A 26,539-nucleotide genomic window follows, 5' to 3' on the forward strand; every position below is an offset into this window, starting at 1 on the left:
AAATTTCCGTAATTCTACGGTAGCGATCGCATTTCTCCATCTGGCTTAATTTTACTATCAGTAGAAATACGGAGTCTGAGACAGGGTGTCATGGTCAGATGCAGGCAAAGTCAATCACGTCGGGGAATTTGTGTCACATCAGGAGTGGCGATCGCGTGGGTTCTATCCCATTGGACAACTCCTACCGTTGCCCAAGTTATCCCGGATTCTACTCTAGGAGTGGAACAGTCTGTGGTGACACCAGATGTGATGATTCAGGGATTCTCTGCGGATCAGATTGATGGGGGGGCGATTCGAGGTGCGAATCTGTTCCACAGTTTCTCGGAGTTTAATGTCGGCGCGGGACAACGGGTTTATTTCGCTAATCCGACGGGAATTGATACTATTCTCAGCCGGGTGACGGGTACGGATATTTCGGATATTTTGGGAACTCTGGGGGTTAAGGGTGGGGCAAATTTGTTTCTGATTAATCCCAATGGGATTGTGTTTGGCGAAAATGCTCAGTTGGATGTTCAGGGGGCGTTTGTGGCGTCTACCGCACAGGAGTGGGTGTTTGAGAATGGGACGGAGTTTAGTGCAACGAATCCTCAAGCGCCGCCATTACTGACGATTAACCTGACACCGGGATTGCAATATGGGTCAAATTATCAAAGCGCGATCGCAAGTTCTGGTCGTTTAGCGGTAGGAGGAGATTTGATTCTGGGGGGTCGAACTCTTGACCTAGAGAATCAGGTACAAGCTGGGGGGAATTTGACCCTATTCGCGACGGATACGCTGAAGGTGCGCGATAGTGTGGCGAGTCCGTTTATTGCTTCAGCGATGGGTCAACTGTTGGTGCAGGGGAATCAAGCGGTTGATGTTTTTGCCTTGAATCATCCCGATAGTGGATTCTTTTCCGGTGGGGATATGGTGCTGCGTTCTAGTAATACGGTGAGTGCGGATGCTCACTTCTGGAGTGGTGGAAATTTTCAGATTGAGCAATTAGATAGTAGTTTAGGGAATTTGTCAAGTCCTTATGATCCAGTGATTCGGGCTAGGGGAGATGTGAGTTTCAATAATTATACAGGTCCCTCTTTACATATTTTGGCTGGGGGGAGTGTCACCATTTCCGGGGATGTTGCCATAGAAGGTGTCGAGGCAAATGCTGATGCGATTAATGGGGATATTATCGTCTTATCAGATGGGACAGAAATCACGATTAATGGCTCGATAAGACCCACTTTAGATATCCGTGCGGGTACGACTGATTTTGGCACACCTGATGCAGCACCACTTGATAATTTTAATCCCTTTGGCGACTTCGATTCACCGCCGACGATTGACGCTGTAGGTACAGGAACGAGTGCGGATATCAGAATTGCTGGTTTGATCGATATTCAGGCGGCGGATGGATTAGTTCTGCTAACCAATCAGTATCGCCCCAATCTTTCCTTGTCGGGGGGAGTTATTACTATACCAGGAATTTTTACGGATGATTTTAATGGCGGTTTTTTGGGTAACAGTGGCTCCGTTTTTATTGACTCTAGAGGCAATATAGAAATGGGTCAGATTGATACCAGCAGCGTTTCCGGAAATGGCGGTGAAATTATGATTATTTCTGACCAAAATATTACCTTTACAGACAATGTTGATTCTTCGGTTCGACCTAATTTTGGCTTAGGGTTTGGTGTCGGCGGCAATATTACTGTGACGGCTCAAGAAGAAATCGTTCTCCCTAGTGTAAATAGTTCAATTCGTAGCGTGACTCTAGGTCAAGGCAAGGGCGGTGATATTGAGATTAATACTAGGTCGCTGTCCCTCGTGGATGGAGCTAGAATATTTACGGTTACTCAAAGAGAGGGAGAGGATTCAGGTCAAGGGGGTAATCTGACAATTAATGCTAGCGAATCTGTAGAATTAATTGGTGTAGGTATACCTCCAGGTAGCAATCAGCCGATAAATACCAGTTTGCAAGCGAGGACTTTGGGAGATGGTGATGCTGGCAATTTGACAGTAAATACGAAACAGTTGATTCTGCGAGATGGTGGGATACTATCAACGACTAATTGTGGAAGCGGTGCAGTTAGTCGGTGTGGTACAGCGCAGTCAGGAACATTGAGAGTTAATGCGTCTGAATTTATAGAATTGTCGGGTACACCAGACATAGAAGATCCTCGTCCGAGTCCCAGTGGTATTTATAGTCAGAGTTTGCTTGATGGGGATGGCGGAGATATATTCGTTGAAACAAGGCGATTGATTATCCGGGATGGGGCGGAGATTGCAGGGGCTACTGAAGATACCAGTAGTGGAGCGGGTGGAAATGTCACAGTAACTGCCTCTGATTTAGTAGAATTAAGTGGCACGAGACCTGATGGAACACCGGGCGGTTTGTATACGTTCACACTTAGTTCTGGAGATGGGGGAAAACTGACAGTTAATACAAGACAATTCATGGCGCGAGATGGCGCATCAGTCGCAAGTAGTACAGGTAGTACCGGAAATGCTGGAGATTTGGAAATAAATGCGTCTGAGTCTATGCAAGTCATTAATGCAGAGATTCGCGCCAGAACGACGTTAGATGTTGTGGATGCGGGTGATGCTGGCAATTTGTTGATTAATACGAACCAATTAATCGTGCGGGAGGGCGGATTAGTTTCAGCTAGCACATTTGCTTCAGGTGAGGCGGGAACGTTAACAGTGAATGCGGATGATTTTGTCCAGGTTATTGGTACTTCCGCTGACGGTGAAACGTCCAGTCGTTTGTTTTTGGATTCTACGGGTAGCGGTAATGCTGGAGAATTGGAGATTAATACAGGAACATTAATGGTTGAAGAGGGCGGGCGAGTTTCTGCAACGACATCAGATCAAGGTCAGGCGGGAAATTTGATAGTTAATGCTGATTTTGTGCAAGTTATTGGCACATCAGCAAATGGTGAACTTTCCAGCAGCTTGCTATTTGATACGTCAGGTTCGGGTGATGCTGGCACATTAGATATTAATACGAATCGATTAGTGGTTCGAGATGGGGCGAGAGTTTCTGCGGATACCTCTAGCACGGGTGAAGCGGGGAAACTGAATGTAACGGCGACTGATTCTGTTGAGGTTATTGGTACATCGGCTGATGGAACTACTCCTAGTAGCTTATTATTTGATTCGTCGGCTTCTGGAACCGGAGGAAATGCGGGAGAATTAACGATTGATACGAGTCGGTTAATTGTCCAAGATGGAGGATTGGTTTCCGCGACAACGGCGAATACTGGGGAAGCGGGAAAATTAACCGTAAATGCGTCTGAATCTGTAGAAGTTATTGGTACAGCCCCGGATGGAACCACTCCTAGTCGTTTATTGTTTGATTCCTTAGCCTCAGAAACCGGAGGAAATGCAGGAGAATTAACCATTGATACGAGTCGATTAATTGTCCAAGATGGCGGATTGGTTTCCGCGACAACGGCGAATACTGGGGAAGCGGGAAAATTAACCGTAAATGCGTCTGAATCCGTAGAAGTTATTGGTACATCACCGAATGGTCAAACCCCTAGCCTTTTAGTCTTTGATTCGTCGGGTTCCGGTAATGCGGGAGAGTTGAAGATTGACACAGAACGGTTAGTTATTCAAGGCGGTGGACAAATATCCGCCACAACCTTTGACTCTGGACAGGGCGGAATTATAGAGGTTAACGCTTCAGAATCGGTAGAGGTTAACGGTTCAGGAAGTGGCTTATTTTTTGAGTCTCAAAGTTTGGCGAATGCGAGAGGAATCACCCTAAATACGGGTCGCTTAACTGTGGAAAATGGCGGACAATTAACGGTGAGTGGGAGTGGTTCTGGCACGTCTGGGGATTTGGAAATTACGGCGGATTCTATCTTTTTAACCAATCAAGGACGCCTACGGGCAACAACAACTGCTAGTGAAGGGGGGAATATTCGTTTAGATGTGACCGATTCTATCATCATGCGCTTCAATAGTGAAATTGCGGCGGAAGCGTTTGGTACGGCGAATGGGGGCAATATTACGATTAATGCTGGGGGAATTGTTTTGGCGATTCTCTCGGAAAATAGTGATGTTGTGGCTAATGCATTTTCGGGTCAAGGTGGTAATATTTCAGCGACGGCTTTACTGATTGAAGGGTTTCGCCAATTTGAAGACCGCCGTACTCCAGAGAGTGATTTTACGGCGAGTTCTGAATTGGGAATTGATGGAACGGTAGAGGTTAATACGGAAACTCAACCTCAACTTGAACCGTTACCCCAGTTACAACCTGTAGACCCAATTGAAGCACGATGTCAAGTCGGTCAACGGCGTGGAAGCAGTGAATTTATTATTTCCGGGCGCGGGGGTTTACCGCCCAATCCAATTGATAATGGTGGTTATAATCAGGGTTGGGTTGATTTCCGTGATCCGATAAGTTCGACGGAAAATCGTACCAATTCAGGGGGAAATAATCCGCAGCCGGAGAGAAAATCAACTCAGATTATTGAAGCGCAAGGATGGATTATTAAGGAAAATGGAGAGGTGGAATTGGTGGCGGAAGCACCGAATCCGACGCTGTATAGTTCCTGGCAAACTCCGATTTGTCCTGTACCAAATGACGCGATTGTTCCGTAGGGGCGCACCGACACTTAAGCTCAACCCCTCACCCCCAGCCCCTCTCCCACGCCGGGGAGAGGGGAGCAAGAGCATCCGATCCCCCTTCTCCCGTGCAACAATATTTTAGTTTTGGGCAAGAAGAATACTTTTGTGATTTTATCATATTATGTGTACAGTAGAGAGCGGAGTTCTGCGATCGCCATTCTATATTTGTTGGTGGTAAGCTGTTCGGCATTTAAACCTTAATATCATTAATGGCGCAATCCTTGTAGTGCGAGCATCTTGCTCGCTACTAATACCCACTTACTACTAATACTCACTTACTACTAATACTCACTTACTACTAATACCCAATTTAAATGCATTACAGCTTACAGCGCAAAGCGCTGTAATAAAGTACAGTAAGTAGATCAAAGTCCCCCTTCAGATCCCCCTCCCGTCCCCCTTCAAAAGGGGGAAGCCAGAGGATGCTTCGCTTTTATTGCACGGGGGATTTAGGGGGATCGACAATGTACCGCATAGCAGAGCAAACTGCTGTAAGCTATTTCTTGTTCTGTCGCTATTGGGGGGAAAGCGTGACGATGAACTGGCGCTAAAGCGCAACTACAAGCGCAATTACGAACAAAGTTGAATGACTCTTATGAATTTATTCCTTAAATATGGGCTGATTGGTGTCTGTTTTACTCTGTTGATTGGCTTGGGTCAACCTTATCTCATTGGTCAATCGGCACTTAGTACCGAACCGCCGCGAATTCTTAGCCAAACTCCTATTGTTGATAGCAAGACTTTAATTGAACAAGGTCAAGGGTATTATCAAAATGGACATTTTATAGAGGCGGTAAGTCTCTGGCAAGATGCGGTATCTCTATTGGCTGATGAAGGGAATCAACTTCAACAAGCGCGAGTCTTAAGTTATCTGGCTTTGGCTTTCCAAGAATTGGGAAAATGGCAAGAGGCGAAAGACGCGATCGCGAAAAGTTTCAACCAACTCCAATCTCTTCCAGATTCCCCCGAAAAAAGCCTCATTTTGGCTCAAGTTCTCAATAATCAAGGACATCTCCAACTCTCTCTGGGAAACCCTGCTGATGCCCTAAAAACCTGGGAAAAAGTACATCGCCTTTACATCCGCTGGGACGATGAAATTGGAAGCATTGGTAGCTTAATAAACCAAGCTCAAGCGTTGCAAAATCTAGGACAGTTACGGGAGGCATTTAAAACTTTAACTCTGGCAACATTACACCTGCAACGTCAACCCGACTCTTTGCTTAAGTTCACGGCTTGGTCTAATTTGGGAGAATTGGTGCGAGTTGTGGGTAACTCTAATTATTCAGATCCGAATTGGTCGTTATTAAAACAGTATTTTAAGTTGGAGAATTTAACTAATTTAGAGCAATCTAAACAGTTGTTAGACAAAAGTTTGACTCTGGCGCAAAAATTGGAAAATTCCCAAGCTATTGCTGAGGCTTATTTCCAGTTGGGGAACTGGGCAAAGGATACTTATCATCACCAGCGCAGTCTCTACGAAAGAACTCGCCCCTCTCTACAGAATATTCAACCGGTTCTGGATGCTGTTACTCAAGCTGAGGATTATTATCAACAGGCAATAACCCAATCAAATTCGTCCCTAATTCCTCTACAATCTCAGCTAAACTACCTCAGTATTTTATTCAATACTCAATACTGGTTACTCCAGCAGCGTTATGGGTCAAATGCTCAGACATGGTGGCAGGAAAAAATTGTACCACAACTGCCTAATTTAATCGAAGTTTCAGCCCAAATTAGCGAATTACCCACCAGTCACACCACTATTGATTGCCAAGTTCAATTCTCTCAACTTCTAGTTACTTTAAAACAAATTCAGCAAACGGTTAACCAAAATACGGCACAGGTTCCCGCGATTTCCCGTCACAGCATTTGGACAAATCTGGATGGTTTATTAACCACAACCTTTGATAAAAATCAACAGATTATCCAACAATCTCATGATTTAGAGGATCGGCGCAGCGAAGCTTATGCAACCGGGATAAGTGGTAAACTTTATGAATCGACTCAAAACCTAGAAAATGCTCAATCTTTAACCAATCAAGCGATTCAAATTAGCCAATCGATTCAGGCGTGGGATATTGCTTATCAATGGCAATGGCAACTGGGACGTTTACGGAAAGCCCAGGGAAAGATTGATGGTGAATTGGGCGCGATCGCCGCCTATCAAGCGGCAGTTAATACACTCAATACGATTCGCCCAGATTTAGCTACTCTTAATCCTGATGTTCGCTTTTCCTTTCGCGATGAAATTGAGCCGATTTATCGGGAATTGATTGATTTACTCTTGCGAGATGAAACGCCATCCCCGCAAAACTTAATCCAAGCCAGAGAGGTTTTAGCCCAACTGCAATTAGCGGAATTAGAGAACTACTTACAAGAAGCCTGTGCGTCATCAGATCCGGCTTTGATTGACCAAATTGTTGATCAACACGCCCCGAATACGGCGGTTATTTATACCATTCTTTTAGATAATCGATTAGAGGTGATTCTCAAACTACCTCAGCCATCGTCATGTAACGATATTACCGATGACAACTGTCAACAAAGTACAGACGTTCCATCGCACGTCTCTACACCTAATCCCAGTCATTCTAAATCGAATCCCACTGAAATTTTGGCGGGTGGGTTGAGCGAAGTCGAAACCCAGCCAACTTTACAACACCATCGTGTCAAACTTTCCCCCCGTCAGGTGGAAGAAACAGTTGATCAACTTCGCACTCAACTCACTAATCCCCAACGGACTTCTCGCTATAGTAAAGCGATTCAAAATACCTCTCAACCGATCTATAATTGGTTAATTGCTCCCTTTGAACCCCAGCTTAAAGCGAGTGGGATAAACACCCTCGTTTTTGTCCTTGATGGTGCCTTACAAACCGTTCCCATGGGAGTGCTTTGGGATGGGAACCAGTATCTAGTTGAAAAATATGCGATCGCGCTAAATCGAGAACCCCAATTACTCGCCCCTGTACCTCTCTCCCAGTACCCCTTGCAGACGCTGGCTTTTGGACTCTCTCAGGTGCGCTCCGGTTTTGCCCCTCATCAAAGCTTTCAATCCCTCGCCAATGTGGAAATAGAACTATCACAAATTCCGTCAGATGTAACGCTACTCAATGATGCATTTACCAGTCAAGCCCTGCAAAATCAAATCAACGCTCGCCCCTTTTCTATTGTTCATTTTGCCACCCACGGACAATTTAGTTCTAATCCCAATGAAACTTTTATTTTGGCATGGGATAAACGAATTCAGGTGAATGAATTAAGTCATTATCTCAAAAGTCGTGAGGAAAGTTTACCTGATCCGATTGAACTGTTAGTTTTGAGTGCTTGTCAAACCGCTAATGGAGATAATCGGGCGACATTGGGGCTGGCGGGAATAGCGGTTCGGGCTGGGGCGCGGAGTACGATTGCGACGTTATGGGAAGTGAATGATCAATCAACGACTGCTTTTATTCAGTTGCTTTATCAACAGTTAACTAATTCCACGGAACCGATGAGTAAAGCGGAAGCGATACAATGGGTGCAAAAGAAATTCTTAAAGAATGCCAATTATCGGCATCCCTATTATTGGGCACCCTTTGTTTTAATCGGAAATTGGCTCTCGTTATTTCCAGGATGAATTTATCGCTAGATCAGGGCATGATAGTATCCACCCGTGTCAACTTAAGGTGAAAGCAATACTGGACTCTCTTCATGGCATTGCCATGCCCTATGATCACAAACTATTGGCTATTGCCTATTCTCTAGCATGTAGCGCTATAAGAGAATAAAATGGTATAGTAATACTACATTTTGCGTTTTAACTTTGAATAGCGGGTAGCCCAATATGCAACTCGAAGACTATTTTAATATTCTCGCTCCCAATGACATAAGGCTTAAAGGTTCGCGGATCGGAATTGAGACAATCTTGTATGAGTACATTTATCGCGCTCGTACTCCAGAAGAAATTGCCAAAATTTATACTACTCTTTCCCTAGAACAAGTTTATGCCACAATTCTTTATTATCTGCATAATCAAGAAACAGTTAGTAACTATATAGAAGATTGGTTAGAGTGGGGGCAAAAAATGCGGCAAGAGCAACGACGTAATCCATCACCTGTCGTGAGCAAACTCATGCAATTAAAGGCGGAAAGCGAGGCAATAAATTAGAGAAATAATGCTCAAGTATCTAATGGATGAAAATATGAATCCAATCTATATTAATCAACTGCGACGACGAGAACCAAGTTTGGTGATCCGGGCAGTTGGAGAACCCTCTACTCCGATGAAAAGCACATTAGATCCAGAAATCCTAATTTGGTGTGAAGAGCATAACTTTATTCTAGTTACTAATAATCGTACTTCAATGCCCGTGCATTTAGCTGACCACCTCAGTCAAGATCGCCACGTACCAGAAATTTTTATCTTAAACCCTGATATGGGTATTGGTGAAACAATCAATGAACTAATATTTATTGCTGAAGGAGCTTTAGATGACGAATATCAAGACCAAATTATTTACTTACCCATTTGAACCTGACAATACTCATTAACTCCCTGAAATTTTACTCTCCTAGTTATTGATATCATGATTATGTTTTTTTTAACGCAGAGGTACGCAGAGGTTGGCGCAGATGTACGCTGAGAGGGTTGTAGTTGTTAGGCAATTTTTTAGAGATGTTGTCTGGGTAAGGGATGAGTAGAACAGCTACTGTTTTTCTAGGGTGCAGCAGGGTAGAATTGGGGTTTCGGTAAGGGATTCCCAACCGATATATTCTAGTAAATTTGCCCAGGCTGTCTCGGTTTCTTGGGGCGTTTGGCGGTGCAGGTTGGCTAGTTCGGTGATGGTGTCAAACCATAAACCGTTTTGAGCATAAATGACTATTTTGTTTTGGGGCGTATCACTGTTAAAGGGGGTCTCGTTTTGTACCCGTTGAATCCAGCCATCAACAAAAAAGTTAGGTGTTGAGGGTTGAGTCTCGCAATAGATCTTCAGTGACCAATAATACCATTGTCCGGGTTCTAGTGGGGGTTCATTAGTGGGAAGGGTTAGGCTAATAATTCCGGGAGTTTGGGGGAGATTGAATTGAAAGTTGGATTGGTAATTGGTTTCATTTTCGAGGCTAAATTGGGCGACTTGAGCCGATGTTGCTGTGGCGGGAAGATAAAACCAAAATGTTGGATGTTGATTCTGGGTTAATCCCCAAACATGGGTTTCTGGTAAGCTGAGTCCGGAATTTTCTGGCGCTGGTTTTTCTAGGGTGGGGATAAAGGCGACTAATTGCTTATCGGTTTCGGAATCGGAGGGCGGTGCGTCACAGGGTCCACGGGTTCCTGAATCCGCTTGTTGTCCGGGTGTGTCTTTATCCGGTGGGGGTGGCGGTTGGTTGAAGATGAGGGCGTCGAGGGGGGATTTCTGGGCGATGATTAGAAGGGGTATGATGGCGAGGTTGAATAGTTGGTTGGTCATTGGTTGTTTGTCCTATTAACTGCGAATAATAAAGGGCTAAGGTTCCCTTACTACGAACGAATAAAGGGCTAAAGTTCCTTTACTACAGACTAAGGCGATCGCGGATGGGATTAGGGGTATCCAATAGCCGTGAATTAATAGAATTAAACTGAGTCCTGATAATAAAACTAATGCTGTACATAAGGCGAGGATTTGGTAGGGGCGTTTGGGGATTAACTGAATTAATACTCCACCGATGAAGGAACAGCCGCAAATCCATAATACTTCACTCCAAAAATTCCCCGGTTGAATTAAGGGACGTTGATCGAGTACCGCGCTGAGTATCTGACTCACCCCATGCGCCTGAATTTCTAAGCCGCGCATTTCTCCGTAGGGGGTAGAGAAGCTATCTTTTATACTGGTGGCGGTAACGCCTATTAATATTACTCGATTCTTGACCCATTGGGGATTAATTTGATTTTGGAGAACTTCGGTTAAGGTTACGGATTGGGCGATGGGTTGAGCCGCACGGTAGTTGAGGAGGATTTGTTGACCTCTAAAATCATAGCGTTGATATCCTCCCGCACGGGGGTTTAAATCGGTAAAGATAACATCCTTAAGCTGTAAGTTGCCGTTTTTGGCGGTAAATTTGGGTAATATTGTCTCGGCGGCTAAATAGCGAAAGGCGAGTTGAACGTTGAGGGCGTAGGGGGTGGGACAAGGTGAGGTTGAAGGGACTTTTTGATATAATAACTGGCGGCGTAGTGGTCCGGTTTCGGTGTTGTTGCTGTCTACTAATACGTTACTAAAGCCGAGATTTTGCCAGGGAAGATTGGGGAAGGAAGCGGTTCCTTGATCGCTTTCACTGCTAACTTTACAAATATGAATCACCTGATTGGTTTGGCGTAGATAGGTGGGTAAATCGACGGATGAGGTGATTGTACGATCGCGATAGTGAATCGGGTTATCTCGATAGATGTCTAAGCCGATTACTCGCGGTTGCATTGATTCCAGTTTCTGCAATAATTGGACTAGAATGTCATCGGATAACGGATAGCGGTATTGGTTGATATCGGCTTCGGTTATTTTCACCAGCAAGAGGCGCGAGTCTACGGCTTCGGTTGGGCGCAATCGGATTAATCCATCCAAGGCTTGTAATTCTAACCCTTGTAATAAGCCAAGCGATCGCACGCCAATTACCACCACGCTGACAACTCCACTCAGGATCGGAATTTTCCAAGCTGGGGTCTTGACAGAATGCTCGTTTTGTGCTGGAAGTTGGGATTTGACCCATTGGCGATTAAAGATGGATTGGTAGATGGGGTTATGAACCCTGAGTTTACCCTGACGCTGAACTACTAATCCAGAGAGTAGCAATTCCTGTTGGGTGTGACTCTCATCGGTGGGGATTTCTCCTCGGTGTAGGATTTGCTGATAGAGGCGAAGTAAGGGGATTGAACCATGGTGACTGAGGAGAATGCGATCGCGTATCGTTCTCAGATGTTCGGGATGATCAGTGAATTCCCAGTTTACCAGAATCTGCGATCGCACGATTTGTTTCACCAATTCCCGTTCATTGTTGGTGCGACTGATTTTCTCAATAACGCTTCTCGATACTCTCTCTAATGGAAGCCAACCCGCTTGACTGATTCCCAGGGTTTTCCCTATAAAGTTATCACGGGAATCAATACCTTGACTCAACCCACTATTCTTAATCATCCTATCCAATGGAGAATCACAGAATCGTTGCACTAATTGACATAACTTTTGGGTGAGAAACGGTTGACCTGCTGTCCAATATAATATTGATTCTAGCACTTTGCGTGGATGCTGAACTTTTCCCTCAAACCCTTGGGTTAAAATCAGGGCTTCATCTAGTTTAAACCCCTGTAATTCAATCGCTTTGCCAATATTAAACGGCGTTTTAGTTTTATCTTGGATTAAATCCGATGGGCTAGCCACTCCTAACAAAGCAAAGGTTAAACGCTGATAGCGTTTCTTTGTATCTCGTCCATTGTAGTAGGCTCGAATTAAGGCAAAGAAATCATCGGTGGGAAAGGATAAATTTAGGGTACTGTCGATTTCATCAATAAAAATGACTAAATTTTGAGGGATAATATCTAGGACAACCGCCTCAATAAATTCTCCTAACCGCTGTACAGGGGATAAGGAGTCATGTTCATCCCACCACAGTTTCCATTTGACGCGATTTGCTAGTCGTAATTCACTGACTAAACGCAAAGCAATTCCCTTATACCATTGTTGTTCGTTCGCCTGACGCCCAATCCGAGTTAAATCAACTACCGCACAGACAATTCCTTCGGCTTCCAGACGTTTTTGGGTGTGTACTCGTAAGCTTGATTTACCCATTTGTCGGGAATTGAGGATATAGCAGAATTCGCCAGCTTTTAATCCTTCATAGAGTTTTTTATCTGCTGAACGTATAACATAGCTTGTCGCATTTGGTGGTAAGCTTCCGCCTACATGATAGTCATTTGTCATTTGTCATTTGTCATTCGTCACTCTCGTTACCAAGCCGAGTCTGGAATGCTATTAGGGAGGCTACGCCTCCCGTCAAAGGCTAAAGCCATTACTACGAACCCTCCCCAAAATTAGCCAAGCGAGAACCAAAATAGTCACGATAAAGCTCACATCTAATTGTTACCTTATTTCTAGTTAGATGCACCAGCCCCAGACTTTCAAGCTGATAGGCAAGTTTTGATGCTAATTCTACATCATTATTGGTATCCACCACCTTTTTCAGCGCCGGGATCAAGGCTGGATTGTCCTGCAATTCGCGCCAAATATTTCGTAAATAACTCCCATAAATCCCTGATTCCGTCGCCGCTTCATTCAATAGCTGAGTTAAGGTCATCGTTCCCAATGGTTGTAGTTCAACCAACGCTTTTTTAATTAAACCCGGATGTCCTCCCACCCGATTTATTAATAAAGTAACATCCTGCTGACTTAATACCTGTTTATGCTGTTGAGCTAACTCAGTCACCTGTTCGGCTGTAAATTCTGATAGGGAAATCGTTCTTCCCACATTAAACGGTGAGTGATTGATATCCAGCGGAATATAAGCTTCGGTCGAATGAGACACAATTAATCGAAGTTTTTGCCAATTATCAATAATTTTACTATCTTCATGCCATGCCCGTAGCATTCCAAAGAAATCTTGTGCAATAGGTAAATGCGTAAAAAGTCGATCAACCGTGTCCAAACCTAAAACTAGAGGGCGATCAATTTGTTCTAATAAATAGTCCTGAAAATAAGCAGAACAGTTATCATTACTACTGAGATCCACATCCCAATAGTCTTGGAGTTGCAGCGGTTTTTGTAGCTGACGACTGATACTGATACAAAACCAACGCAAAAATTGATCGAGATCTTGCACCACCGATTCTTCCGGTTTGCACAAATTTAAATAGACTCTGTGATAGCCTTGTTGTTGAGCCGAATTCAACAATTTTGCCATTAACTCCGTCTTCCCCATTTGCCGTGGTGCCTTAATCCGAATTAACGCACCCGGTTCCAAAAGAGTTTGATAACAGAGGGATTCAATCTGCGGGCGTTCGACGTAAAGATGATTCGCGATTGGAGAGGGGTGAGGAAAAGCCGTCTCCTTGATTCCCCCTTTGCCATCCCCTTGACAGAGTATATATCCCTTTTTCAACCAATCTCTGACTATCTTAAACTTTCCCTTTTTATCAGTATGAAGCTGAGGACAACTGGTGACTAAATGAGTATACACTCCCTTTCCCAGCCGCCGTTGCAGCGTCACTTCACTAATATTCAAATCCTGTGCAACTTGGATATCAGAACGGGGCAAATTCCGCTCATTAAACCGAACCAAGAACGCTTGTCGCTCATCTTCTTCAAACAAATCATGAGTATCCGCGACTCGTTGTAGAAATGCATCCCATAACATATAGCTATTTTCCTGTAATAACCTGTAGGGGTGAGTTTAGCCTATAACCAGAGGATACCACCGATAACGTCTCAACAAAACCCACCCTGACTTAAGATGAATGGCACTGACTTTAGAGTTTGTAGTAAGCGCTTTAGCGCTTCTGGCACTAAAGTGCCTACTACGAACCCAGCTTAAGTCAGTGACATTCGACTTAAGATGGTGATACCTTTTGATACCTTTTGATACCTTTTGATACTTTCTGTAAATTTCCCAGCGCTAGATTAGCGGGCAAATTGATAGGTTGCGGGGGGTTAAGGGCAGTAAGTTTACTCTTTAATAAGAATAGTCAGAAAATCCACGAATTGGAGCGAGGCAAGGCTAATCTCGCCGGATTTCCCATTTTCCAAGGACAAAGGAAAAATGACAGATTACAAATACGAACCTGAGTTTGTATCGGTTTACAAATAAAACGCTAACCTCTGTACACTATGCAGTATTCTAGTCGTAGGGTGCGTTAGCGAAGAGTAACGCACCAGGTTCGCTCCAGCCCCGCCATTAAAACCAACAGAATTTAGGGCTAAGGTTCCCTGACTCCATAACAGTTTAAGGAGAAAACCATGTCTAATCGTAATACAGTATTAATTAGCGCAAAACTGATTAGTTTAATCGCTGCAATGGGCTTAATTTTGCCCACAGGAGAAGCCGCAAAAGCCGCCACATTACGAGCCTTAAATGAAGGCTCTGTTCTCAGTATCTTTGAAGAATGTCTCAACGATGGCGGCGCACTTGATACTGGGAAAAAACCCAGACCAAAACCTAGTGATGACGCCCCCTGGGATCATAGTCAAGATTCCCCCAATGATGGCGTTGATGGCGATATTATTGGCGGTAAAGATAATCGCTATGAACTCTACGGGATGTCTATCAAAGAAACAGTTGATAGCATTTTGGTTGTTCTCAATGGCAATATGCCTTTAACCGGTGTAGAGGGAACTGGCGCGGATGACGGGAATACAGGTTGGGGTGATTTATTCATCAATTTGACTGATCAAGACTTTACCACAGCAAGCGATGCGGGTGATTTATTTGCCGTTCGTTTCTCTCCCAACAGTGATTCCGGCGCACCAGAAGTGGGTTTATACGCTGATGTCACCGCCAAAAGTGTTACAGGAGAAAACAATGGTTTTGGCAGTATAGAAGACTATAATAATGCTGTGGTTACCCGTGACTGTATTCCCGGTTTATGTGAACCCAGTTTCGGGGATTTACCCGCCACAACGACCTATTTTGATCAAGGTCAAAGTCTCAACTCTATTGCATCGGGAGAGTTTATTGCCGATATTATATATCTGAGCGATTCTGATTTAATAACGGCAGGTTACGACTTAAATCAGTTTGATGGCAACCACAATATTGCGTTTAAGTTTGATAAATCCGGTATTTGCGAACGGGATTACTGTGAATCTGTACCTGAACCGGGTACAGTGTTTGGGTTAGCCACCGTCGGCTTGATTTTTGCCAGTCAAATCAGCAAACGTCAGACCCGAGTTGATTAAGTAAACACAATTGTTCATTAATACAACCGGGTCGCCCCTACAGGTTATTTCTCCCTGTCATCCCCACGGAAAGGATGCTGACCAACTGCCAGTTCTTGTTTACTTTGTCTCAAATTATGCCACAACTCTTTAATTTGTTTATAGGCAGCTTCGGGTTCAACTTTACCTGCGGTTTCTAAGTTGCAAATATAGTTTACCTTTTGCGCGAATTCCTGTAAATTAGCATTAAACACTAAATTTTCTGGTTTGACATCGCCGTAATAGCGACTGCGTGGATATAAAAACTCATCTCTATCGGTCATTTGGATCTCCTTTGATAAAAGTTATTGTCGATAAACTATAATCTAATTTCCCCTAGTGCAGTGCTGCGGAAATACTTGAGCAGTTTCGTAGATACGATGAAGCTGGAGGAGATATTAGCTGTTCAGTGATTTCTGCCTTCTTGCACTAGACTAACGCGGCGCAAGTTTCCCATCAGCGAAGTGGATCACGGATGGGTACTAGGACATCGGTGAAGAAACCAGGTTTCTTGGGGTGAAAGCTTGATAAGCTGTCATGCATTTAAATTGGGTATTAGTAGCGAGCAAGATGCTCGCACTACAAGGCTTTCGCCGTTATTGATATTAAGGTTTAAATGCCGAACAGCTTATTTCGTGGTTATCCTCATGAGAAACCCGGTTTCTCGGAATACTAAGGACAGTGTCTAAGAGGTTTGCCATCCTCATCTGACTCAGAATAATTAATGGTACAAATTTTTTAGACTTCCACCATCTACTATTGTAGTGAATTTGACCTCAACTACCCAGCATCGCCCTGGGGGACAGCCTGAAGTAGGGGTTTGGTGACCAAACCCCTACTGCACTATCCTGATTCAATGAATCTATCGAGCCAACTCTGATCATGTCTCAACCGCAAAAACTTTACGAAGGCAAAGCCAAAATCCTTTATCCGACGGAAGATCCAGAGATTCTCCTAAGCGTCTACAAAGATGATGCGACTGCCTTTAATGCCCAAAAGCGAGGTCAAATCGTCGGTAAAGGCGAAATGAATTGCGCGATCGCGGCTCACTTGTTTAAGTTTCTGGAATCTCAAGGCATTCGTACCCATTTCATCGACTGTCCCACCTCCAACCAGATGCGCGTCAAGCGGGTGACAATCTTGCCCGTGGAAGTTGTGGTCAGGAACATTGCCGCAGGGAGTCTGTGTCAACAAACTGGATTAGAGCTGGGCAAAGTCCTGCCCAAACCCTTGGTGGAATTCTACTATAAGAAGGACGAATTAGGAGATCCCTTGCTCACTCGCGATCGCTTATTACTCCTAGAACTGGCAACACCCGACCAACTTAACCAGCTAGAACAACTAGCATTACAAGTCAACCAGAGTCTCACCGCCTTTTTCCAAAGCTGCGGTATTACCCTAGTGGACTTTAAGCTAGAATTCGGCATTGATGCCAACCAACAGTTGCTCTTAGCCGATGAAATTAGCCCCGATACCTGTCGTCTGTGGAACCAAGCAGAAACTGATCCCCAACAGCGCGTCATGGACAAAGATCGCTTTCGTCGGGATCTCGGACAGGTTGAACAAGCCTATCAGCAAGTTCTAGAGCGAGTGCTAGCCCAAGACAGCAAAAAGTAGAAGGCAGAGGACACAAAGCTGTAAAGTTTATGAGGTCTGCTTTTTTCTGTGCTTGTTAACGGGTAGGCATGGAAAGCCAAGCCGTGCTAGGGGGACTTAATGGCTTCAGAGTAAGCGAGGTGATGAAAATCCTGGTATTTTGTCCTTTATCAGTTAAATGATGACATCTTAAGTTTAAAGCAACTCAAGGTCAGATCCTAAGTCAACTTAATCAAGCTTGTTCAGTAGGCGATCGCTCAACTGAATAACAAGCAGTGAACAACGGATAAAAGCTGATCGCAACCCTTGCAATCAACGTGGTGTGTGGACGTGTCAAAAAATCTGAGGATCATGCGCTTATCTCCTTTATTAACGGCAATTCTCGCTGTAACGGCTAGCATTGGTTTATCCAACTCCCCTAGCCATGGGCAAACGACTGACCAGCCTATCCGGGACTTTGACCCCAGTCAACGGGATGGGTTAAAAGACCATGAGAAAATGGGGATGCCAGACTACCCCGACGCAACAACGGCTCAACATTGGCTGAGTGAAGCCGTTAATGAAACCAGCGAATCGATAACAACCCGTCCTAGAGGTGAGGTAAAATCGAATTCCCAGCCGATTCAGGACAATCCAGCGATTCATCAAATTGAGCTGGATTCAACGCCATTAACATCGGTTCAACCAACACATCAGAGGCGAATTCATCACCATGATGTTGCTTCTCCTCGATTCGCTCAAGTCATTGACGAATCTCCACAAGAAACCAACGCATCGACAAAAGACAATCCTAGAGGTGAGGTAGAATCGAATTCCCAGCCAATTCAGGAAAATCCAGCTACTCATCAAATTGAGCTGGGTTCAACGCCATTACCATTGGTCAAACCCACAAATCATGGGGGAGTTCATCACCAAGCTGTTTCTTCTCCTCGGTTTGCTCAAGTCATTGACGAACCTCCAACAGAAACGACCGAATCAGCTACAAATAGTCCGAGAAGTAAGACAGAATCAACAATTAACCCCACAACCCTAAATCATTTAGCCCTTCATGCCATAACAACGCCAACGGTGACGCCAACGCCGCCCCTAATTGCCCAAGTTCAAGTTCCGCCAACTGACGCACCAACGCCGCCCACCAATCAGCCAGAACCACGAGTCCTGGTCTCAGAAGTCGTCATTGACTTCCAGGATTACACCGGACCTCAAGAGCAACTGGAAAACGAGATTTTTCGCGCCATTAGCACCCGACCCGGATTGGCAACCACTCGCTCTCAGTTACAGCAAGATGTGAATGCCGTCTTTGCCACAGGTTTCTTCAGAAGTGTGGACGTTGTACCCGAAGATACTCCCTTGGGTGTGCGGATTACCTTTGTCGTCGAACCTAACCCCGTACTGCGTCAGGTGGCGGTGAATACGGTTCCCCCAGCAGCCGAAGCGCGGGTTCTACCTCAGGAGGTGGTTGATCAGATTTTCCAAGAGCAATATGGTGAAATTCTTAACCTGAATGACCTCCAACAAGGCATTCAACGGTTAAACGACTGGTATCAAGAACAGGGATACGACCTGGCTCAAGTGGTTGATGCCTCAGATGTCAATGATGATGGCATTGTCACCGTGACTGTGGCAGAAGGTGTGATTGAAGAGATTGCCGTCCGCTATCTTGATGAAGAGGGAGAACCCATCCTGAATGACGAAGGTGAGCAAATTCGTTTACTCACGGCAGAGGATGAACCCATTGGCGGGCGTACCCGTCCCTTTATCATCACCAGAGAAATGCAACTCGATGAAGGGGATGTATTTAACCGCCAAATTGCTGAACGGGATTTGCGACGAGTTTTTGGTCTAGGACTTTTTGATGACGTGCGCCTCTCCTTTGCTCCCGGAACTGACCCCCGTCGAGTTGTGGTGGTGGTGGATGTGATTGAGAAAAACACAGGCTCCCTGGCGGCTGGGGCGGGAGTTAGCTCCGCCAGTGGCTTATTTGGTACAGTTAGCTATCAGCAGCAAAACCTTGGTGGCAATAACCAAACTCTAGGAGCAGAATTTCAGGTGGGAGAACGCGCCTTGCTGTTTGACCTGCGCTTTACAGACCCTTGGATTGCTGGCGATCCCTTCCGCACTTCCTATACCGTGAATGCCTTCCGCCGCCGCTCGATTTCCCTGATTTTCGACGGCGGTGATCCTGAGGTCGAACTCCCCAATGGCGATCGCCCTCGTGTGGTGCGTACAGGGGGTGGAATTAATTTTACTCGTCCCTTATCCCGCGATCTCTATCGCCGTTCTGAATGGACAGCCTCAGCCGGATTTGAATTTCAAAATGTGTCGATTCGGGACTCTGATGGTGACCTGACTCCAGAGGATGAACTCGGAAACGATTTAAGCTTCAGTGGCGACGGTGAAGACGACCTGTTTACCCTGCAACTGGGGGCGGTGCGCGATCGCCGCAATAATCCCCTACGACCTACCAGTGGTTCTCTGCTCAGATTCGGCGTTGAACAGACGATTCCGATTGGTCAAGGGAGTATCTTTCTCAATCGCCTACGCGGGAGTTACAGTTACTATCTTCCTGTAGAATTTACCGATTTCACTGAAGGAGCCGAAGCCCTTGCCTTTAACGTGCAAGCCGGAACCGCGATCGGAGACTTACCCCCCTACGAAGCTTTTTCTCTGGGTGGGAGTAACTCAGTACGCGGTTACGATGAGGGAGAAGTGGGTTCAGGTCGCAGCTTTATCCAAGCCACCGCTGAATACCGTTTCCCGATTATCTCTGTGGTGGGCGGTGCTTTATTTGTTGACTTTGCCAGCGATCTCGGCACAGGTGATGATGTACCCGGTGAACCTGCGATCGTTCGCGATAAACCTGGCACCGGCTTTGGCTATGGAATTGGTATCCGAGTCCAATCTCCCCTGGGTCCGATTCGTGTGGATTATGGGTTTAATGATGAGGGAGACAGCCGTCTCCATTTCGGTATTGGAGAACGCTTTTAACGGTTGAGGAAGTTGGGGGAGTTATCAGTGAGCAGTGAGCAGTTATCAGGAGATGGGGGAGATTGTTTAGGGGCGGGTTTCACGACTATCGTTTGAAATGGTGCGTTAGCGAAGCGTAACGCACCCTACACCCGCCCCAACTTGACCAATGACCAATGACCAATGACCAATGACCAATGACCAATGACCAATGACCAATGACAAACTACACTTTGGGTGCTGCTTTTGAACGATCAGGGATTGGATTGCACAGTGGGATTACTACCACGGTTCGCGTCTTGCCTGCTGCGGCTGGGATGGGACGTTATTTTGTCCGAGTTGACTTGCCAGGGACGCCTGTGATTCCAGCGCGAGTAGAGGCTGTCTCTACTACGATGCTTTCGACTCAGTTGAGGGCGGGAAACAGTGAGACTTGTGCTGACTCCGAGATGACGGTGAGGACAGTCGAACATCTCCTCGCCGCCCTCGCTGGGAGTGGAGTTGATCATGCTTGTATTGAAATTGATGGACCCGAAGTTCCCCTGTTGGATGGTTCGGCGTTGGCTTGGATTAAGGCAATTCAGGAGGTGGGGATGGTTGAGAGTCAACCTCCTCAAACCTCGTCTCCTTTCCCTCCCCTCTCTTCCCCCATGTCTGTTGAGGAACCCATTTGGGTAAATCAAGACGATGCCTTTGTCGCCGCCTTACCCGCACCGATCACCCGATTTACCTACGGGATTGATTTTGAGAACCCAGCCATTGGCAATCAATGGCATAGCTGGACACCGGAACAGGAGCATTTTGCTGACGCGATCGCACCAGCGCGAACCTTTGGTTTAGCCAACCAAGTTGACCAACTCCGCGATCGCGGTTTAATTAAAGGCGGTAGCTTGGAGAATGCCTTAGTTTGCGGCGATCACGGCTGGTTGAATCCGCCCTTGCGATTTTCAAATGAGCCAGTGCGTCATAAACTTTTAGATTTAGTAGGGGATTTGAGTTTATTGGGGAAATTTCCTGTCGCTCACGTCCTCGCCTACAAAGCCAGTCACACTCTGCATATTCAATTAGCGAGATTACTGGCTCAACAAATCGGCGCTGGGGATGTCAGTCGTCAATCATCAGCCGTCATTGGCAATTGATCACTACTGACAACTCAACCCTTGCTGATCCAAGTTCCTAGTGTGGCGGATGCCAAACAAAATGACTAGGATTCAATCCGCTTGCAGTCTGGATACGTTTACAGATTCACTCGCCTGGTTACTGAACGCTGCTCACTGGTACTCGTTTTTATCCTAATTTACTCATGTCTACCTTGATTGACGTTAACACTCACGATGATTCCACTGACAATGCCAACCCTAATCAGTCTGAATCATCCACGAAAACAGTTTTTACGGTTGAAGACATTCATAAACTCCTACCCCATCGCTATCCTTTTGCCTTAGTTGACCGCATTATTGAATATGTGCCGGGAAAACTAGCGGTTGGGCTCAAGAATGTCACGTTTAATGAACCCTATTTCCAAGGGCATTTTCCGGGACGCCCGATGATGCCGGGGGTGATGATTGTCGAAGCGATGGCTCAAGTTGGTGGCATTGTTTTAAAACAAATGGCTGATGTAGATGATGCCTTATTTGTGTTTGCCGGAATTGATAAAGTTCGCTTTCGTCGTCCTGTCGTACCGGGTGATCAACTGATCCTGACAACGGAACTCATATCGGTTAAACGCCGTCGTTTTGGAAAGATGCAAGCTCGTGCAGTCGTTGACGATCAGCGAGTTGCAGAAGGGGAATTGATGTTTTCTCTAGTTGAATAGCTCTTACTGGCGCTATCCCAAATTCGGGTTAGCGCTCCCGGATTCTTCATCCTGTCGCACCTGAATTTATAGAGGCGTTGGTATAAATGATTATACCTGAAATTTCTGCGATCGCTTAACCTGACATTTAATCCTACGGCTCCCCAAAATTTAGTATGTCCCCTGTTCAACCTTCCTTTGACGTACCAGCCTGTTCACAACTCAAATAGGATCGCTATATGGCAACAACACTGATTCATCCTACTGCTGTAATCCACCCTGGCGCCCAACTCCATCCGACAGTTCAAATTGGTGCTTATGCAGTCATTGGCGATAATGTAAAAGTGGGTTCACAGACGAAGATTGGCGCTCATGCGGTTCTAGAAGGACCGACGCAAATTGGCGCGAGAAACCAAATATTTCCTGGGGCAGCGATTGGCTTAGAACCGCAAGACTTAAAATATGATGGGGCACCAAGTTGGGTCAGAATTGGTGATGATAATCGGATTCGGGAATATGTCACGATTAACCGAGCAACGGGTGCGGGAGAAGCGACAGTTATTGGCAATAATAATCTGTTGATGGCTTATGTTCACGTTGCTCACAATTGCCTGTTAGAAAACTCAGTGATTATCGCCAATGGAGTCGCCTTAGCCGGACATGTTCATATTGAATCAAAAGCAACCATTGGTGGCGTTTTAGGCATTCATCAATTTGTCCACATTGGGCGTCTAGCCATGGTGGGGGGAATGAGTCGCATTGATCGAGATGTACCCCCTTATATGTTAGTAGAAGGCAATCCTGCACGAGTGCGATCGCTTAATTTAGTTGGTCTCAAAAGAGCGGGAATCAACGGCGGGTCCCTAGGAGACTTAAAAAAGGCATTTCAGACACTCTATCGCTCTGATTACACCTTCAATCAAGCCGTAGAACAACTCCATCTAATCTCTGAGCATGAACAGGTACAGCACCTACGCCTATTCTTAGAGCGATCGCAATTACCTGGGCGGCGTGGTTCGATTCCAGGGCGTCGTTTTCATCATAGTCAAGACACGGAGAAGTGTTGAGTGTTATATCGTTTGAAAGGTGCGTTACTTGCAATGGTGCGTTATACCGAGTTGCGTTCTATCATGTCATTGGAGAGCGAAGCGAAGAATCTGGACAGATGCTTCGCGTCACTCCGTTTCACTGCGTTTTGCTCAGCATGACAGATTCTACCCTAGACTGCAACTTAGTATTACGCTGCGCTAACGCACCCTACGCACTCTACATCTATGACAAATGACAAATGACCAAAAAAACAATTTTTATTAGTACGGGTGAAGTCTCCGGTGATTTACAGGGTGCAATGCTCATTGATGCCCTTAAAAAACAAGCCACAAAACAAGGAATCGAGTTAACGATTGTGGCATTAGGGGGCGAAAAAATGGCGCGGGCGGGTGCTACATTATTAGGAAATACAACTGATATTGGCTCAGTTGGACTATTAGAATCTCTGCCCTTTGTTCTACCCACATTAACCATTCAGCGTCGCGCAAAACAATACCTTCAGAATAATCCTCCAGATTTGGTAGTCCTGATTGACTATATGGGACCCAATCTCGGTATTGGCAAGTTTATTCAGCGTCAGCTTCCCCAAGTTCCTGTGGTGTATTACATCGCCCCCCAAGAATGGGTTTGGTCACTATTTCCCCAGAATACAGCCACAATTGTGGAAATGACGAACAAAGTTTTAGCAGTATTTCCCGAAGAAGCCCGTTACTTTGAAGAAAAAGGGGCATCGGTTCATTGGGTTGGTCATCCCCTAGTCGATCGTATCCAATCCTATCCCAGTCGGGAGCAAGCGAGGGCGGCGCTAGGGATTAAACCTGATCAAACCGCGATCGCACTTTTACCCGCCTCCAGACATCAAGAAATCAAATATATGATGCCGATTATCTTTTCCGCCGCCCAGCAACTTCAAGCGAAGTTATCGACTTGTAGAGACGTGCCATGGCACGTCTGGGGAGTAGGGGGAGATAAGTCAACAGTCAATTGTAGGGGCGGGTTTAGCCACTCAGATAAGCTTGTCACTGATAACTTATCAACAAAACCCGCCCTTATTCAAAAGTCAAAACTTGCCCAATCCCCAATCTTTTGGATTCCCCTATCTCATCAAGCCTATCGCCAACCGATTGAAAAAGCCATAAAAGACTATGGACTTCAGGCGACATTAGTGACAGAAAATACTCAGGAGGTACTGGCTGCTGCTGATTTAGCAATCACTAAATCTGGTACAGTGAATTTGGAATTAGCGCTGCTAAATGTTCCCCAGGTTGTATTTTACCGCGTCAGCCCGTTGACCTACTGGATTGCCCGTACTTTCCTCAACTTTTCCATTCCCTTCATGTCACCCCCAAATTTAGTCGTGATGCGTCCCATCGTCCCTGAATTACTCCAAGAAAATGCGACGCCAGAAAATTTAGTTCGAGAAGCAATGGAACTGTTATTTAATCCCCAGAAACGTCAACAAACCCTGAAAAGTTATCAACAAATGCGTCAATTATTAGGGGAAGTCGGCGTATGCGATCGCGCGGCGTTAGCGATTCTCCAGCTAGTTCACCCCGTAGGTTCGTAGTAAGCGCTTTAGCGCTTCTAGTGGCGAAACCCAACATGACCAAGGTTTTCCTTGGGTTGAGCGAAGTCGAAACCCAACCTACAACTGTTAAAATGGGCGCACGCCATGCGCCCCTACAATTCTAATCCTTTGAGGAAATATGCCGTCTGTGTAGGGGCGGGTTCACCTTCATTGGTGTCAACTTAAGCTCAACCCCTCACCCCCAGCCCCTCTCCCACGCCGGGGAGAGGGGAGTCCGGAGTTGGGGTTAGGGGATGAGGGGAATCTATCAAAGGGATAATCAACCGGAATTTGGTATAAATTAGGTATTCCCCGTTCCCTGTTCCCGTTGAGGAATTGAGGTATCCCCATCTAAACTTACTTATGCACTCATCCCAGCAATCTTGCCCGTTTTCTGCGGGGTCAATGATTACTGACCCCCAATTCTTTGTCGGGCGGCGAGAAGAATTGGATATTATTACCTCGCGTCTGGTTAATGATCAACCGACGAGTATTAATGTCGTGGGAGAACGTCGGATTGGTAAATCATCGTTACTCTATCACTTTTTTCAGACCTACGAACAACGAGTTCAGGCGGCTGGCAAAAATCCCAGCAATTATGTGGTCGTTTACTTGTCATTACAAGCCGCGCAATGCCGAAAAGAAACCAGTTTTTATCAGGCAGTTGCCCAAGCGTTAACCAATCGTCCTGTGGTACAAGTAAATCCGGCGTTAGTTGTACCATTACAAGCGGGGACGCTAGATCGAAATGGGTTTTCAACAGCAATTGAGGCATGGCAAGCCCAGAAAGTTTTGCCCGTGTTGTGTTTGGATAAATTTGAGGAACTGTTAGCGAAACCGGATCAGTTTACCGATGAATTTTATGATAACTTGCGGTCATTGATGGATCGCAATGCCTTAATGTTGGTGATTGCTTCCTATCGGAATTTGGATGTGTATAAGCGCAAGCATCGATTCCTTTCCTCGTTTTTTAATTTGGGTCAGGTTTTGCCTGTGGCAGGAATTACGGAAATAGAAGCAACGGATTTAATCCGCTTACCGGAACATAAAATAGCGGGGGCGACGGCGGCGTTGAGTTCAGAACGGCAGCAATTAGGATTAGCTTGGGGTGGACGACATCCTTTATTATTGCAATTGGCAGGATTGTGGTTATGGGAGGCGCAAAAACAGAATCGTCCGGATGAATGGGCGAGGCAGAAGTTTGAATTGGAAGCCCAACGGGTTCCTCATTCAGGGGTGACAATGCGGCGGTTAAGTCGTCCGATGCGTTTGTTATTGTGGTTGCCGATGAAATTGGGACGAATGGCGCGATTTGTGGGGGATAAGTTGGATGATACGAGTAATTTGATTGCGGGAACGGTTATTTTAATTGTGGCGATTTTGGTGACATTAAAAATAGTACCATTTGAGGAATTATTGCAGCGAATTAAAGATGCGTTGGGGGGATAGAGATGACGCAGATATCTACAGTTAGGAAGTTTCGCCGCTACTGTCTAGACTGTTTACGGATTCTCTACTGGGCATATTTTAAACCGTTTACATTTAAGCGCTGGTTGCGGGAGATTCATCCAGATTTGACACTATATAGCAATCCTTTTCTCTTGCAAGCCGAGTTTCGCCGTCATCCCCGTCTGCGTCGCTATGCTGATCAAGTTTGGTGGTTATCTGTATTTGTACCCTTGCTGATTATGCTATTGATTGCACCGATTTATTCCCTGAGTGCAGGTGAACCCTTTAATTGGCAGAAAAGTAGCCTATTTTTTCTGGGTTGGTTGATTGGTTTAGTGATCGCGCGGGGAGGAAATGAATGGTTAGGTAAATGGTTTTATTGGTTTTTTTTATTTTTAGGGGGTGTCACTGTAGCTGGGAATGTGCTTTCGCGCTTGGCACCGGAAATGAGGGAGCATCCCATTTTGGCAAATAGCCGGGAAAGGTCGATTTTTAATTCGCGGTTATTACTCGCGAATTAAATCTCCGTGTATACTTGAACGACTCAAGGTGACATAATATAGATGGAGATATTCACAAAGTTTACTGATG

General features: G+C 45.5%; 17 protein-coding genes. 13 read left to right on the forward strand and 4 right to left on the reverse strand.

Going from position 1 to position 26,539, the window contains the following annotated elements:
- The first annotated feature begins 90 nt into the window (after window positions 1–90).
- From RH949_RS32060 to RH949_RS32075, 4 genes are all read left to right on the forward strand, one after another.
- Window positions 91–4,584, forward strand: a complete 4,494-nt coding sequence (locus RH949_RS32060; RefSeq protein ID WP_446358907.1) for a two-partner secretion domain-containing protein — start codon at window positions 91–93, stop codon at window positions 4,582–4,584.
- A gap of 622 nt (window positions 4,585–5,206) precedes the next feature.
- Window positions 5,207–8,227: a CHAT domain-containing protein gene (locus RH949_RS32065; RefSeq protein ID WP_446358909.1), complete on the forward strand. Its 3,021-nt coding sequence runs from the start codon at window positions 5,207–5,209 to the stop codon at window positions 8,225–8,227.
- Between the two features lie 207 nt (window positions 8,228–8,434).
- Window positions 8,435–8,758 carry a DUF433 domain-containing protein gene (locus RH949_RS32070; RefSeq protein WP_006103600.1) on the forward strand — a complete coding sequence of 108 codons (324 nt, stop codon included), beginning with the start codon at window positions 8,435–8,437 and terminating at the stop codon, window positions 8,756–8,758.
- Window positions 8,759–8,762: 4 nt separating this feature from the next.
- Window positions 8,763–9,122 carry a DUF5615 family PIN-like protein gene (locus RH949_RS32075; protein ID WP_446358931.1) on the forward strand — a complete coding sequence of 120 codons (360 nt, stop codon included), beginning with the start codon at window positions 8,763–8,765 and terminating at the stop codon, window positions 9,120–9,122.
- Window positions 9,123–9,296: 174 nt separating this feature from the next.
- Here RH949_RS32075 and RH949_RS32080 read toward each other — a convergent pair whose 3' ends face one another.
- The 3 genes from RH949_RS32080 to RH949_RS32090 all read right to left on the reverse strand — a co-directional run bounded on the left by RH949_RS32080 (window position 9,297) and on the right by RH949_RS32090 (window position 13,968).
- Window positions 9,297–10,058, reverse strand: coding sequence for a DUF928 domain-containing protein (locus RH949_RS32080; RefSeq protein ID WP_446358911.1), 762 nt, complete (start codon window positions 10,056–10,058; stop codon window positions 9,297–9,299).
- Window positions 10,059–10,094: 36 nt separating this feature from the next.
- Window positions 10,095–12,539: a CHASE2 domain-containing protein gene (locus RH949_RS32085; protein ID WP_446358913.1), complete on the reverse strand. Its 2,445-nt coding sequence runs from the start codon at window positions 12,537–12,539 to the stop codon at window positions 10,095–10,097.
- A 91-nt stretch (window positions 12,540–12,630) separates the two neighbouring features.
- On the reverse strand, window positions 12,631–13,968 hold the full coding sequence (locus tag RH949_RS32090; RefSeq protein WP_044209354.1) for an AAA-like domain-containing protein: 1,338 nt from the start codon (window positions 13,966–13,968) through the stop codon (window positions 12,631–12,633).
- Window positions 13,969–14,567: 599 nt separating this feature from the next.
- On the opposite strand from RH949_RS32090, the gene RH949_RS32095 reads away from it, so the two are divergent.
- Window positions 14,568–15,506, forward strand: coding sequence for an XDD3 family exosortase-dependent surface protein (locus RH949_RS32095; protein WP_446358916.1), 939 nt, complete (start codon window positions 14,568–14,570; stop codon window positions 15,504–15,506).
- 44 nt (window positions 15,507–15,550) lie between these two features.
- On the opposite strand, the gene RH949_RS32100 is transcribed toward RH949_RS32095, so the two are convergent.
- Window positions 15,551–15,808: a DUF7219 family protein gene (locus tag RH949_RS32100; RefSeq protein WP_006103690.1), complete on the reverse strand. Its 258-nt coding sequence runs from the start codon at window positions 15,806–15,808 to the stop codon at window positions 15,551–15,553.
- Between the two features lie 598 nt (window positions 15,809–16,406).
- On the opposite strand from RH949_RS32100, the gene purC reads away from it, so the two are divergent.
- The 8 genes from purC to RH949_RS32140 all read left to right on the forward strand — a co-directional run bounded on the left by purC (window position 16,407) and on the right by RH949_RS32140 (window position 26,469).
- On the forward strand, window positions 16,407–17,141 hold the full coding sequence (gene purC / locus RH949_RS32105) for a phosphoribosylaminoimidazolesuccinocarboxamide synthase (protein ID WP_006103528.1): 735 nt from the start codon (window positions 16,407–16,409) through the stop codon (window positions 17,139–17,141).
- Window positions 17,142–17,471: 330 nt separating this feature from the next.
- A complete protein-coding gene (locus tag RH949_RS32110) occupies window positions 17,472–20,108 on the forward strand; it encodes a BamA/TamA family outer membrane protein (protein WP_446358919.1) in 2,637 nt (878 codons plus the stop codon).
- 197 nt (window positions 20,109–20,305) lie between these two features.
- The gene (gene lpxC / locus RH949_RS32115) at window positions 20,306–21,226 is read left to right on the forward strand and encodes a UDP-3-O-acyl-N-acetylglucosamine deacetylase (RefSeq protein ID WP_446358921.1); all 921 of its coding nucleotides are present in this window, start codon (window positions 20,306–20,308) and stop codon (window positions 21,224–21,226) included.
- Between the two features lie 164 nt (window positions 21,227–21,390).
- Window positions 21,391–21,903, forward strand: coding sequence for a 3-hydroxyacyl-ACP dehydratase FabZ (gene fabZ, locus RH949_RS32120; RefSeq protein WP_006103662.1), 513 nt, complete (start codon window positions 21,391–21,393; stop codon window positions 21,901–21,903).
- Window positions 21,904–22,121: 218 nt separating this feature from the next.
- Window positions 22,122–22,949, forward strand: coding sequence for an acyl-ACP--UDP-N-acetylglucosamine O-acyltransferase (lpxA, locus tag RH949_RS32125; RefSeq protein ID WP_446358923.1), 828 nt, complete (start codon window positions 22,122–22,124; stop codon window positions 22,947–22,949).
- 221 nt (window positions 22,950–23,170) lie between these two features.
- On the forward strand, window positions 23,171–24,499 hold the full coding sequence (gene lpxB, locus RH949_RS32130; protein ID WP_446358925.1) for a lipid-A-disaccharide synthase: 1,329 nt from the start codon (window positions 23,171–23,173) through the stop codon (window positions 24,497–24,499).
- Window positions 24,500–24,904: 405 nt separating this feature from the next.
- Window positions 24,905–25,948, forward strand: coding sequence for an AAA family ATPase (locus RH949_RS32135; RefSeq protein WP_446358927.1), 1,044 nt, complete (start codon window positions 24,905–24,907; stop codon window positions 25,946–25,948).
- A gap of 2 nt (window positions 25,949–25,950) precedes the next feature.
- Window positions 25,951–26,469, forward strand: coding sequence for a hypothetical protein (locus RH949_RS32140; RefSeq protein ID WP_446358929.1), 519 nt, complete (start codon window positions 25,951–25,953; stop codon window positions 26,467–26,469).
- Window positions 26,470–26,539 lie beyond the last annotated feature (70 nt).

Source organism: Coleofasciculus sp. A1-SPW-01 (genome assembly GCF_040217205.1).
GTDB lineage: Bacteria > Cyanobacteriota > Cyanobacteriia > Cyanobacteriales > Coleofasciculaceae > Coleofasciculus > Coleofasciculus chthonoplastes_A.

Bases quoted from the DNA above. Each gene is read 5' to 3' on its own strand.
- RH949_RS32060 (WP_446358907.1), top strand. From the start codon at position 91: ATGGTCAGATGCAGGCAAAGTCAATCACGTCGGGGAATTTGTGTCACA.
- RH949_RS32065 (WP_446358909.1), top strand. From the start codon at position 5,207: ATGAATTTATTCCTTAAATATGGGCTGATTGGTGTCTGTTTTACTCTG.
- RH949_RS32070 (WP_006103600.1), top strand. From the start codon at position 8,435: ATGCAACTCGAAGACTATTTTAATATTCTCGCTCCCAATGACATAAGG.
- RH949_RS32080 (WP_446358911.1), bottom strand. From the start codon at position 10,058: ATGACCAACCAACTATTCAACCTCGCCATCATACCCCTTCTAATCATC.
- RH949_RS32085 (WP_446358913.1), bottom strand. From the start codon at position 12,539: ATGACAAATGACTATCATGTAGGCGGAAGCTTACCACCAAATGCGACA.
- RH949_RS32090 (WP_044209354.1), bottom strand. From the start codon at position 13,968: ATGTTATGGGATGCATTTCTACAACGAGTCGCGGATACTCATGATTTG.
- RH949_RS32095 (WP_446358916.1), top strand. From the start codon at position 14,568: ATGTCTAATCGTAATACAGTATTAATTAGCGCAAAACTGATTAGTTTA.
- RH949_RS32100 (WP_006103690.1), bottom strand. From the start codon at position 15,808: ATGACCGATAGAGATGAGTTTTTATATCCACGCAGTCGCTATTACGGC.
- purC (WP_006103528.1), top strand. From the start codon at position 16,407: ATGTCTCAACCGCAAAAACTTTACGAAGGCAAAGCCAAAATCCTTTAT.
- RH949_RS32110 (WP_446358919.1), top strand. From the start codon at position 17,472: ATGCGCTTATCTCCTTTATTAACGGCAATTCTCGCTGTAACGGCTAGC.
- lpxC (WP_446358921.1), top strand. From the start codon at position 20,306: ATGACAAACTACACTTTGGGTGCTGCTTTTGAACGATCAGGGATTGGA.
- fabZ (WP_006103662.1), top strand. From the start codon at position 21,391: ATGTCTACCTTGATTGACGTTAACACTCACGATGATTCCACTGACAAT.
- lpxA (WP_446358923.1), top strand. From the start codon at position 22,122: ATGGCAACAACACTGATTCATCCTACTGCTGTAATCCACCCTGGCGCC.
- lpxB (WP_446358925.1), top strand. From the start codon at position 23,171: ATGACCAAAAAAACAATTTTTATTAGTACGGGTGAAGTCTCCGGTGAT.
- RH949_RS32135 (WP_446358927.1), top strand. From the start codon at position 24,905: ATGATTACTGACCCCCAATTCTTTGTCGGGCGGCGAGAAGAATTGGAT.
- RH949_RS32140 (WP_446358929.1), top strand. From the start codon at position 25,951: ATGACGCAGATATCTACAGTTAGGAAGTTTCGCCGCTACTGTCTAGAC.